This window comes from Microbacterium sp. NPDC028030 (assembly GCF_040637855.1).
In the GTDB taxonomy this organism is placed as follows: Bacteria; Actinomycetota; Actinomycetes; order Actinomycetales; family Microbacteriaceae; genus Microbacterium.
The window spans coordinates 693,990-706,295 of record NZ_JBEZXF010000003.1 but is presented as its reverse complement, the minus strand read 5'-3'; the positions used below and the strand labels follow the sequence as shown (position 1 = coordinate 706,295).

The window sequence follows — 12,306 nt, the reverse complement described above, 5'->3', positions numbered from 1 at the left end:
ATGGCCACTGCTGTACCGATCGTGCTCCTCGCCGTCGGTGGTATCGCAGCAGTGGCCATCGTCGTGTTCGGGCTTCGGCTGCTGCCCCGCACGGCGTTCGTCACCTGGGCGTGCGTGCTCTTCTTCGTTCCCCTCTGGGTCGGCGTCAACGTCGGCTTCTACTGGGCGGCGATCACGCTCCTGACCGCCTTGATGATCCTCGTCAACTGGTCGGTCGTCCCGTTGCGCGCTGCGGATGCGTGGGTGGCGGTGTTCGTCATCGTCATCGTCGGGCTGTACGCCTTCGACTCGGTCGATCTCGCCTCTCTCGTCGCGGCGATCCTCGAATGGGTGATCCCGTACATCTGGGGGCGGGTCGTGCTCGCGCGCGTGTCGCCGGAATGGGTGACCTCCACGATCGCGGTGGTCGCCATCGTCGCGGCCGTCCTCGGCACGATCGAGTTCTTCACGTCTTTCAACCCCTTCGTCCTCATCCCCGGCTCCGGAGTGATCTACGACACCTGGAGTCCGCTGCAGGAGCGCGGCGGCGTGCTCAGGGTGGAGGGCGCATTCGGCCACTCCATCGCGCTCGGCGCCGCCTTGGCGATGTCCTCGGCGTTCGTGGTCGCGACCAGATGGCGCCTGCTGCCCAAGATCGCGGGTGTCGTGATCATCGCGGTGGCGACCGTCCTCACCTTCAGCCGGGCGGGTCTGCTCACACTCGTGCTCACGCTCGTGCTCTCGACCTTCCTCATCGTCGGTGTGTCGACGCGTTTCCGGGTGACCGTCGCCGTCGCGGGCGTCATCGGCACGGCTATCGTCATCCCGATCATCGACACCGTCTTCGGGGCGGCGGGAGAGGAAGCGGGCGGCAGCGCGGACTATCGGACGGATCTCCTGGTGCTTCTGAAACAGGTGCAGCTGTTCGGCAATCCGGGGGACTGGCATTCCCTGGTCTCCGGTGACTACTACCTCGGATACTTCGCGCGCTCCGTCGACAACGCTCTCGTGCTCACCCTGCTCAGATACGGCTACGTCCCGACACTGCTGATCATGGCGGCGATCGTGTGCGCCGCGGTGATGACGGTGCGGCGACCGACGCGCAGCCCAGCCTCCATCGCCGTGGTCGGGCAGCTGCCGAGTCTCGTGGTCGTCGCCCTGATCACGCAGTACAGCATGTTCCTCTGGTTCTGCGTCGGGCTCGCGATCACGTGGGCTCGCGACGTCGATATACCGCGCGCTTCCCGCGGTGAGCCTGAAGAAGCGCTGTTCGGGTCATCGGATACGCTGCAGGCGCCGCACGGTGCGACGTTGCCGCGTACACAATCGTGAGGTCGTCGAATCGAACACTCCTCTAGAATCGAAGTCTCAGGGGGGAATGGGGAATCATGGGCGAAAGCCGGGTCAGTCTGCGCGTCATCGCCAGCTCGTTGCGCAAGTTCTGGTGGATGATCGTGCTGTTCGGCGTGGTCGGCGCGGCAGGTTCCTTCGGATACGCCTCGCTGCAGACGCCGCTCTTCCAGGCGACGACCTCGCTCTACTTCGCTCTCAACCAGGGCACCAGCGCCTCTGATCTCAACCAGGGTTCTGTGTACACGCAGAGCCAGATGCTCTCCTTCGCGCAGCTCGCGACCAGTTCGCGCGTACTCGAGCCCGTCATCGACGAGCTCGACCTGGACACGACGCCGAAGGCTCTTGCGCGCGACATCGAGGTGTCGATCCCGCAGAGCACCGTCACGTTGCGCGTGACCGGCACCGCCGACGATGCGAAGGCATCTGCCGAGTTGGCGGACGCCGTCGCCGCTCAGCTCATCGTCGTCGTCAAGGACGTGGCCCCCAAGAACCCCGAAGGCGAATCGACCATCACGGCGGAGGTCATCGACGACGCCGTCGTGCCCGAGTTCCAGTTCACGCCGAGCAAGCCGCGGGATGCCTTGCTGGGCGGCTTCCTGGGTGGTGTCCTCGGCCTCGCGATCGCCGTCCTGATCGGGGTACTCGACACTCGCGTCCGCAACGAGGAGACGCTCACGCAGGCGGGCGGTGATCCCGTGCTCGGTGTGGTCTCGAAGTCCTCGCTGCTCGCCACGCGGGGCATCGCGGTGGCGCAGGAGCCGCTCGGTCACACGTCGGAGGAGTTCCGACGGATCCGGTCCGCGCTCGCGTACGCGAACGTCTCATCGCGAGTGAAGGTGCTGCTGGTCACATCCGGCATGCCGGCCGAGGGTAAGTCCACGATCTCGGTCAACCTGGCGATGACGTTGGCGGGCCTACGCAACTCCGTGCTGCTCATCGACGCCGACATGCGCCGTCCGCGCGCGCATGAGCATGCGGGGATCGACGGCTCGATCGGGTTGACCAGTGTGCTGCTCGACGAGGTGGACTTCGAGGTCGCCAAGCACAGCGTCGCCGACAGCACCCTCGACATCCTGCCTGCGGGTACCGTGCCGCCGAACCCTGCAGAGCTGCTCACGTCTTCGCGCATGGCGCAGCTGCTCGACTTCGCCGCAGCGGAGTACGACTACGTCGTGATCGACTCACCACCGACTCTCAGCGTCGCAGACGCCAACCTCTTCGCGACGCAGACCGACGGCGTGATCCTCGTCGTCGATGCGACGAAGACCCGACGTGCGGCCTTGGCGAAGAGCATCAAGTCGCTGGAGTCCGGTGGCGCGCGCATCCTCGGCACCGTGCTCAACCGCGCCAAGCCCGATCGGCATCGCAGCGAGTACTACAGCGACTGATCCGCGGATCGTCCGTTGACGACGCAATGACGCGGTCATGCGTCATATCGGTAGACGGGCGTTCCGGTTTGTCTTTTGCCCCGTGAGCCGGTTACTCTTCATGAGTTGCGAGGGGGACTCGCACGTGCCGCTGGGGTTGAAACTGCGGCGTGGCGGGTCGGTCTGAATCTGCCCCAGAAGACGGTGACATCGTGTTCTTTTCCCTCCCCTCTGTTGTGTCATCTCGGATGACCCCCTCTCCGCACCGGCGAATCCGCGTCCGGACCGCTGCCGGCGGCCTCGCCGCAGTCCTCTCGATCACAGCGGCGATGACGGCTGTGCCAGCAATGGCACACGCCGACGCTTCGCAGACGGCGACGTCTGCCGTTGCGGTCACCGACATTCCCGTCGTCGACGATGACATGGACCGCACGGTGAGCACCGGCTGGGGTTCCTCGGCTGACGGTGCGTGGCGTGTGGTCGAGGGCGCATCCAGCGTCACGGGCGACCAGGCGCTTCTCGCGAGCCGGGCACCGGGCATCACCGCCAGGGCGACCACGGAAGGCGTCGCGGCCACCGATGTGACCAGCCGCTTCTCGCTCACGGTTCCCACCCTTCCTGTGGGAGGACCGCTCTACCTGGCGCAGGCGGTCCGAGTGTCCGGACACGACTCCTACGGCGTGCGGGTGCGGGTGCACCCGGACGGCTCCGCGTACGTCTCGATCGTTCGGCTGACCGATCTGATGGCCGTCGACAGCCTCGCCGAACGCCGTCTCCCGTCGACCGTGTCGAACGGGACCACCCTGAACGTGGCCCTCAGCGTCACCGGCACCGACCCTGTCGCCCTGTCGGCGAAGGCCTGGGCTGCGGATGCCGAAGAGCCCGCCGACTGGCAGGTCTCGCACACCGATTCCTCTTCGTCGCGCATCCAGAGCGAGGGCGGCTACGCATTCGCGCTCTATACCTCCTCGGGTGCGACGGCGGCGGTGCCTGTGGGCATCGACGACGTCTTCGTGACGACGCCTGCGCCTGAGCCGGCACCGGCTCCCGTGCCTGAGCCGACGACTGCTCCTGAGCCGACGACTGCTCCCGAACCGACGACTGCTCCCGAGCCGACGCCGAGTCAGGAGCCCGTCCCCGCACCGTCCCCGACCGATCCCGTGACACCTGGTCCCGTGGCGAGCGAGAACGGCGCCGGGTCTCCTGGGGTATTCGCCTACGCTGTTCCTTCTGGCGCCGTGTGGGCTGCCCCCACCGGGTCGGATGCAGCAGCGGGGACCCAGAGCGCGCCGGTCAAGACGATCGCGGCTGCGCTGAGCCGGGTCGCCGATGGAGGAACCATCGTGCTCCGAGGCGGCACCTACCACGAGCAGGTGATCATTCCGCCGACGAAGCGGGTCACCATCCAGCCGGCCCCGAAGGAATCGGTCTGGCTCGACGGAGCCAAGACCGTCACGGGCTGGAAAGCCAGCGGAAGCACCTGGGTGGTCGACGGATGGACGACGTCCCTCGATTCGAGCCCGACCTATACCCAGGGCGCGCCCGACAACACCACACCCGGCTGGCAGTTCGTCAACCCCGCGTATCCGATGGCCGCTCATCCCGATCAGGTCTGGGTTGCGGGCACGCAGTTGCGTGAGGTCGCATCTGCAGCGAAGGTGACGGCCGGCACGTTCTTCGTTGACGACGCGGCTAAGCGTCTCGTGATCGGCACGGACCCCACCGGCAAGAGCGTCGAGGCGAGCGACCTCACCCAGGCGCTGTCGATCCGTTCCGTCGGTACCGAGATCCGCGGAATCGGTGTGCGCCGCTACGCCACCAGCGTTCCCCAGATGGGGACGGTGATCGCCGCCGCGGCCGACGTCACGCTCACCGACGTGACCATCCGCGACAATTCGACGACCGGCTTCTACTCCTGGTCGCCCGGCACCACTCTGACGCGGGTCTCCTTGATCGGCAACGGGCTCCTGGGCGGCGGCGCCTCGCGGGCGGACGGGCTCACCGTCGACGACATGCTGTCGGTCGGCAACAACAGCGAGCACTTCAACGCCGCACCGGTGTCCGGTGCCTTCAAGGTGACACGCACGCATGACGTCACGGTCAAGAACAGCTCGTTCACCCGCAACTACGGCGCGGGCCCGTGGTTCGACGAATCGGTGGTCGGCCTCACGTTCACCGGCAACAACATCACCGGCAACACCGGAGATGGGCTTCTCGTCGAGCTTTCCGAGCACGCCGTCGTCGCCGACAACGTGATCGCCCAGAACGGCGCATTCGGCCTCTATGTCCTCAACTCGGGCGACGTCGACATCTGGAACAACACGTTCGCCGGCAACGGGAACCGCAACATCAACGTCGCGCAGGACTCCCGCCGACCCACCGACGCCGGGGCGCCGGGGGTCGACCCGGAGGCGCCCTGGATCGTCCACGACGTCGTGATGTCGAACAACATCCTGACGAAGAGCGCCGGCAACTGCCTCGTCTGCGTGCAGGACTTCTCCCTGCGGTACACGGGATCGCAGATGGTGTCGAGCAGCGAGGGCAACCTCTACCACCAGGCGACGGCCGGCGCCCCGACGTGGTTCTCGGCATGGTCCCGGGGGCCGGTCTCCAAGGATCCGGCTGTGACGGAGACCCTCGACCAGTTCCGGGCAGCCACCGGCAACGACAAGCGTTCGACCTGGGTGGTCGGTGCGGACGTCCTCGGCACGGGATACGCGTTGCTCCCGGCGTACGCGACCACTCAGTCGTCTGTGGCGGTCCCTGTACCGTCCGCGATCGCGTCGGTATCGCGACTCCCCGCGGCCAGCGCGACCCTGGGAGCCCTGCCCCGGTGACGATATAGGTATGGGTTCACTTCTCGCTGTCGGCGCCCGCGCGCTGACGATGGTCATCGCGCTGGTCTGTGGCGTTCTCACGACCAGGATGATCATCGGTGACGCGGGCGTCGACAGCTTCGCCCTCTACACGTTGCTCACCACGATCCCCTCGCTGCTGACGTTCACGGACCTCGGCAGCGGGGCGGTCCTGGTCAACGCGGTGGCGACGAGCGACGACGTGCGCAACGACGAGAAGCTGCGGTATCAGCTCACCTCTGTGGGGCGAGTGCTGCTCATGTTCGCGGCCACCGCGATGGCGATCAACACCATCCTCGTTCTGACCGGGGCCTGGGAGCTGGTCTTCGGCGAGGCCGGCGGACGCCCTGGCGCATCGTTGGCTGCGTTCTATTGCGTGACGATCTTCTGCCTGGGAATCCCTCTCGGGATCTGGGCGCGCATCATGCTCGGGCAGCGCCGCAACCACGTCGTGATCCTGCTCCAGGGGCTGATCTCTCCGCTGACGCTGGCCGGCGTGTGGCTGATCCTCACCTTCGGAGGGGACGACCTGCACTCTTTCGTGGCGGTCGCGTCCTTCGCGGCGTCGTTCCTCGTCTCGGTGCTGGGCATCCTGATCACCGCGAGGACGACGTCGCCGTTGATCCCCACCGCCGCCCGCATGGTCTTGCGCCCTCGGCGGTTTCCCGGCGTTCGGGTCATGGACGTCGGCTGGCCGATGCTCGCACAGATGGTCACCTACCCGATCGCAGTCGGTTCGCAGCGGTACGTGATCGCTCAACTCGGCGGACCGACCGACGTCGCCGAGTACGGCGTCGCCGGTCAGGTCTTCTTCGCGCTCAACGGTCTGGTGATGGCGGGTGGTCTCGCGCTCTGGCCGCACTTCGCGCGGATGCGTCATACGGGCGGTCTGCAGCGGGGACCGTTCCTGCTCTCCGCACTCTTCGCCATCGCGATCGCGGTGGCGACATTCATGGTGTGGCTGGTCGGCCCGTGGCTCTTCGGCTTCATCACGCAGGGCGAGCTGACCGTGCGACCGAGTACGATCTTCGCCTTCGGACTGATGATCATGATGACTGCGGCCGTGTACCCGCTGGGCATGTTCATCATGGACAAGCCGGGCATCCGCTTCCAGGTCATCCCCACGCTCAGCATGGCGGCTGTGGGGATCGGGCTCTCCTTCGTGCTCACGCCGATCCTGGGCATCGCCGGGCCCCTCATCGGCGTCGCGTTCGCGCTGCTCGTGTGCCAGCTGATCCCGTTCTCGATCTACATCGTCCGGCACAAGACGCGGCTCACCGTCGGCAGTGCCGCGGCGCCGACGTCGGGTGACGCGCTGTAGCCCAGATCGTCAGCGCGGTCGGTGATCGACGTCAGTTCAGGACGTGCGCGGTGATGCTCGCCCGGTACACGTCCGGCGCGTGACGTCGCAGCGCCTCAGCGCGACTGTCGGCCACCGTCGAGACCATCTCGTCCCAGCGGGTGTGGATGTCGCTCAGCGCGGACGCGATGGATTCCGGGTCGCCGGCGGTGACGAGCTGCGCAGTCTCATAGCCGCCGGCCGCTTCGCGGAGCCCGCTGCTGTCGCTCGCGATGACGGGACGCAGAGCGAGGACGCCCTCCACTGCGGTGTTCCCGAACGGCTCGTCGACTCGCGAGGGGACGAGGAGCACATCCGCCTGGGCGAGGAACGGCCAGATGTCCGAGTGGAATCCGGCGAAGTCGACGGAGACACCCGCCTCGGAGGCCTGTTCGCGCAGCTGGTCCTCGAACCATTCGTATCCTTCGAAGACCGCGCCCAGAAGTGTGACGTCGACCGCTCGTCCCGCATCGTGCAGCAGTGATGCGGCCTCGATCACGAGATCAGGACCCTTCCTCGGGGAGAGACGGCCGATATAGAGCACCCGGAGCGCGTCTTCGATGCGAGGGCGCGGCGAGAGTGGTTGCGGCGGCGAGGCGACGCCGTTGTAGACGACGTGCGCGCGTCGGGCGAGCACCGGCAATGCCGCGCGGATGGTGTCGAGGCTGAACCGACTGTTGACGAGCGTGCGGTGGGAGGCCAGGTGAGGGGAATAGAGGATCCCGTTGACGATTCTGTTGCCGGAAGCCTCGGCCTCGTGCACGTGGCTCACCGTACGCACGCGCCTCAGGCGGGCGATCAGCGGCCATTGCGGGATGATGATCGTCGAGACGTAGACGACGTCGGGACGCACCCGGCCGATCAGGCGCCATGCGGCACCGAGTCCTCGGAAGGTGTCGCGGAAGAGTCGGGGGAGTCCCCGTGGGGTGAGAAGCACCTTGCGCAGCACGAGCATCGGGACGATGACGACCTCTGCGCCGGCGGCGCGGAGCTCGGGAACGAGGAGACCGGAACTCGGCAGCGCCACCACCACGCGCGCACCCGCTTCGACCAGACCTCTGGCGCTTTCGAGCAGCATCCGGTCGGAACCGAACATCTCGGCTCCGGGATGGACGAGGAGCGCGGTGCGGCGGTCGCTCATGGCGCTGCCGACTCGGCGGGTGCGGGCGACCAGTCCGTCGTGCGACGACGCGCGCGGCGAGCCGATGGGTGAATGGTCGAGCGCTCGGCGAGTCGGCGCGCGAGCGCTTCGTACTCGTCGGCGACGTCATCCCAGCGGAAGCGGGTGCGGGCGATCTCCTGGACGGTCTCGGCGCGCGAGGCTGTCAGCTCCGGGTCGGCTTCTGCGGCGACGACGTGTGCCGCGACGTCGCTGGAATCGGAGAAGAACCAGCCGTTGCCGTCGAGCACCTCGCGGTTGAACGGCACGTCGAAGCCGATCACCGCGGTCCCGGCCCCCATCGCGCGGAGGAGCGAAGGGTTGGTGCCCCCGACGGAGTGGCCGTGCAGGTAGGTGAGGGCGTTCGCGTAGAGGGCGTCGAGCAGCTCCTGGTCGTAGACGCCGCCGACGAGGCGGATCCGGTCATCGCCGTCGGCGACGCGCTGGATCTCCTGCGTGTACCCGGCGCTGTAGGGGGCCGAGCCGACGACGACCAGCGGCAGCTCAGCGTCGCTGTCGTGATAGCCCTTGACGATCTCGAGCACGTGGTTCTCGGGTTCGAACCTGGCGACGACGAGGTGGTACCCGCCCGGGGTGAGATCCATCTCGGCGACGCTGCGCTCGGGCAGCTCGTCCAGAATCGGAGCGCCGTAACGGATGAGCTCCGTCGGCACATCGAACTGATGGCGGTAGTAGTCCGCGATCCCTGGTGCATCTGCGATCAGGGCGTCGGCCGTCCGAACCCCGAACTGCTCGGCCCAGCGGTAGTACGCCTTGCCGCGTGGCCCCCACTTCGACCGTCGCCACTCGAGCCCATCCATGTGCAGCGCGACCGGAGCGCGGCGAAGGCGCAGGAGCGGCAGGAACGGGGAGTTCGCGGCGTTGAAGACGAACGTCGCATCGGGGCGTCGGCCGAACATGAGGTGCAGAGCCGAGAGGCCGGTGTGGCTGAGCGTCTCGACCTGCTTCACCGGGACCGCGGGAAGGTGTACCACGCGCATGCCGAGGTACTCCTTCTCGCGGCGCTCGGAACCACGGGTGTACACGACGACGTCATGGCCACGATCCGCGAGGCGACGTCCGACCTCTTCGATCGCCGTCTCGAAACCGCCGTACGCCGCGGGCACTCCTCTGGTCCCCACCATCGCGATGGTGAGGCTGTTCGAATCGCTCATCCGATCAGTATGCCCCGCTGGGCTGCACCATGACCTTGGCAGTACGCCACATGATCTGCAGATCGTTCATCACAGACCAGTTCTCGACGTACCGGAGGTCGAGCCGGACGCTCTCATCCCAGCTGAGGTCGCTGCGACCGGAGACCTGCCACAGGCCGGTGATCCCGGGCTTGATGTAGAGGCGACGGAAGACGGTGCCGTCGTACGCGGTGACCTCGCTCGGGAGCGGCGGACGAGGTCCGACGACGCTCATGTCTCCGATGAGCACATTCCAGAACTGGGGGAGCTCGTCGAGAGACAACTTGCGAAGCACCCTGCCGACGCGGGTGACCCGCGGGTCGTCCTTCATCTTGAACAGGAGGCCCGCGCCCTCGTTCTGCTCCTTGAGCGCGGCGAGCTGCTGCTCGGCATCCGTCTTCATGGAACGGAACTTGACCATCTTGAACCGGCGCCCGTCACGGCCGACGCGCTCCTGGAAGAAGAAGACGGGGCCGGGCGAGTCGAGCTTGATCAGCAGCGCGAGCACGGGCGCCAGCAGGCCGATCGGGATCAGTGCCAGCGTCGCCACAGCGACGTCCAGCGCACGCTTGAGCAGGTGCTGACCGCCTTCGTAGGTCGGGATCTGCACCTGGATGAGCGGCAGGCCCTCGACCGGAGCGAAGGAGATACGCGGTCCGGCGACATCCGTGAGCCGACTCGACAGCACGAGTTCGGCAGCGGTCCCCTCGAGCTGCCAGCTCAGCTGCTTCACGAACTCCGGCTCGCCCTCCGGTCGGCTCGCCACGATGATCGTGTCGGCGCCGACCTCGGCGGCGACCGACGACACGGAGTTCACGTTCCCCAGAACCGGGAACCTCGTGTCGTCGATCAGGATGTCGCGTGCATTGCCGTCGAGGAGAGTCGCGCCGACCACCTGGTAGCCGGATGCGCCGATCGGATGCAGCGTGCGGACGACGTACTCCACGTCATCCCGATTGCCCACGACGAGCGTGCGAGAGGCGAACCTCCCGTGCGCACGCTGCGTCTGCAACCAGTGGCGCCACATCCACCTGGTCACCAGAAGCGTCAGAACACCCAGCGGCAGCCCCAGCAGCAGCACCAGTTGCATCGACTTCCATGCGAGCAGCACCGCCACGATGGCGATGATCCCGAAGGCGAGTCCGCTGGCGTGGACCACGCCGCGGTACTCGGTGGCACTCGCGCGGAACAGCGCGGCGTCCCGCGTGTGCAGCGCGCTCAGCATGAGGTACCAGAGCGCGGCGAGCGGGATGCCGTCGCGCAGGACCTCGAACGCAGGGACGCCGGCGGACAACTGGATCGCTGCCGTCAGACCGACGGCGGACAGGATGACTGCAGCATCCGTGATCCGCAGCCGCATCCGATAGCGCCGCTCCCACTGCCGACGCCTCTCCAGAGTCGCCGAGGCGCGCGGCGTTACCACCGTGCGCGTCACCGACTTGGTCGCTCGCGGAGCCGCGACCGGCACGAAGCCCGTACGAGAGATGCTCAGAGCATCCTCGACGGAAGTCATGCCGAGGCCCCTTGAGCCGTGAATGTACGCAAGTATCCCCAGTGCGTCATTTGATTCCCCAGATTTCCCCAGACCATGAACCCCACGTTCACGGCATCGTCTGCGTCCCGACCCCTCGGGTCCTGCTGAAACCCTTCGTGATTCCCACATCACGAGGTGCGTTTTTCGCCGTCCCACACGGCGGTCGCTGACAGCAGGCACTGCAGACTCTCATCACTGTAGCGGAACATGCCCTTAACCGAAAGGTAATTCTCACGAATGGATGAATCGGTCCTCTCACTGGCGGCGATCCTGGCGCTATCCTTTCGCCGTGACCCCCGATGCCACCGTTCCCCGCTTCCAGCTCCGTCGGATGCAGCCTCGGGATCCCGCTCAACCGCATCGCACCGCGAGCACTCTGGAGCTGTTCTTCGATCTCGTCTTCGTCGTCGCCGTGAGCATCGCGTCGGCGGAGCTGCACCACGCGCTCAGCCACGCCGACTTCCTGCACGGCATCACCTCGTACGCGATGGTCTTCTTCGCCATCTGGTGGGCGTGGATGAACTTCACGTGGTTCGCCACCTCCTTCGACACCGACGACTGGCTCTACTGCGTCACGACCTTCGTGCAGATGGGTGGAGTCCTCGTCCTCGCTGCCGGCGTCCCGCGGGCGTTCACCGAAGGCGACTTCACCGTGCCCGTGCTCGGCTATGTCGTGATGCGCGTCGCCATGGTGGCGCAGTGGCTCCGCGCGTCGCGTTCTGCGGGTCCGCTCCGCTCGGCCACACGTCGATACGCCTTCGGCATCGCGGCCGTGCAGGTGCTGTGGATCCTCTTCCTCTTGATTCCGACAGGCCCCTGGCAGCTCGCTGCGTTCGTGCTGTTCGCGCTGATCGAGATCGGCGTGCCGGTGTTCGCCGAGTACCGCACGCAGACGCCGTGGCACCCGCATCACATCACCGAGAGATACGGGCTCTTCACGCTCATCGTCCTCGGTGAGAGCCTCCTGGCGTCGGCCAACGCGATCATCGACGCTCTCGACGAGGTCGAGACGCTGGGCCCGCTGATCGCGATCTCGGTGCTCACGCTCGTGGTCACCGCCGCACTGTGGTGGATCTACTTCTGGCCGCCGCACCACCGCGCGATCACGAGCTTCCGTCGCTCGCTCCGCTACGGCTACTCGCACTATTTCGTGTTCGCCGCCGCAGCGGCTTTCTCCGCAGGGATCGAGGTCGAGATCGACGTCCTGACCGGGGTGAGCCACCTGTCCAATGTCGCCGCCTCGTTCACGGTGACCATCCCGATCGCCCTGTTCCTGATCGGCATCTGGTGGATCGCAATCCGTGAGAACGCGGACCGCATCGTCAACACGGTCGTCCCGCTCGGGGCCGTGCTCGTGCTCCTCGACCCGGTGCTGCCGATCCCGGTCACGCTCACCGCCCTGATCCTCGTCGGCATCGTCGTGGTGCTGGCGGTCCGACCTCCGGTCGCGCCGACCGTGATAGACGAACCATAGGTCAGGCAAAGGGTTCTGATCGGATCCTCGCGCACCATGGTGGCACCACCACA

At 66.8% G+C, this 12,306-nt stretch carries 8 protein-coding genes; 5 read left to right on the top strand and 3 right to left on the bottom strand.

Translation table 11 applies throughout. The annotated features are described in order from the left end of the window. From AB0E56_RS17930 to AB0E56_RS17915, 4 genes are all read left to right on the top strand, one after another. Positions 1-1,311: a hypothetical protein gene (locus AB0E56_RS17930; RefSeq protein ID WP_359801190.1), complete on the top strand. Its 1,311-nt coding sequence runs from the start codon at positions 1-3 to the stop codon at positions 1,309-1,311. A 56-nt stretch (positions 1,312-1,367) separates the two neighbouring features. After that, on the top strand, positions 1,368-2,720 hold the full coding sequence (locus AB0E56_RS17925; RefSeq protein ID WP_359801187.1) for a polysaccharide biosynthesis tyrosine autokinase: 1,353 nt from the start codon (positions 1,368-1,370) through the stop codon (positions 2,718-2,720). 326 nt (positions 2,721-3,046) lie between these two features. Then, positions 3,047-5,536, top strand: coding sequence for a right-handed parallel beta-helix repeat-containing protein (locus AB0E56_RS17920; RefSeq protein ID WP_359801186.1), 2,490 nt, complete (start codon positions 3,047-3,049; stop codon positions 5,534-5,536). Positions 5,537-5,546: 10 nt separating this feature from the next. Next, positions 5,547-6,875 (top strand): hypothetical protein, encoded by a 1,329-nt coding sequence (locus AB0E56_RS17915; protein ID WP_359801184.1) that lies wholly within the window; start codon positions 5,547-5,549, stop codon positions 6,873-6,875. A gap of 31 nt (positions 6,876-6,906) precedes the next feature. Here the strand turns inward: AB0E56_RS17915 and AB0E56_RS17910 are convergent, their stop codons facing one another. Genes AB0E56_RS17910 through AB0E56_RS17900 form a run of 3 tightly spaced genes read right to left on the bottom strand, consistent with a single transcriptional unit; the run spans position 6,907 to position 10,758 of the window. Next, a complete protein-coding gene (locus tag AB0E56_RS17910; RefSeq protein WP_359801182.1) occupies positions 6,907-8,034 on the bottom strand; it encodes a glycosyltransferase in 1,128 nt (375 codons plus the stop codon). Next, positions 8,031-9,227, bottom strand: a complete 1,197-nt coding sequence (locus AB0E56_RS17905) for a glycosyltransferase (RefSeq protein ID WP_359801181.1) — start codon at positions 9,225-9,227, stop codon at positions 8,031-8,033. Before AB0E56_RS17905 ends, AB0E56_RS17910 begins: the two co-directional genes overlap by 4 nt. A gap of 4 nt (positions 9,228-9,231) precedes the next feature. After that, positions 9,232-10,758 carry a sugar transferase gene (locus AB0E56_RS17900; protein WP_359801180.1) on the bottom strand — a complete coding sequence of 509 codons (1,527 nt, stop codon included), beginning with the start codon at positions 10,756-10,758 and terminating at the stop codon, positions 9,232-9,234. A 352-nt stretch (positions 10,759-11,110) separates the two neighbouring features. Here AB0E56_RS17900 and AB0E56_RS17895 point away from each other — a divergent pair, with 352 nt between their 5' ends. Next, positions 11,111-12,253 (top strand): low temperature requirement protein A, encoded by a 1,143-nt coding sequence (locus AB0E56_RS17895; protein WP_359801271.1) that lies wholly within the window; start codon positions 11,111-11,113, stop codon positions 12,251-12,253. The last annotated feature ends 53 nt before the right edge of the window (positions 12,254-12,306 follow it).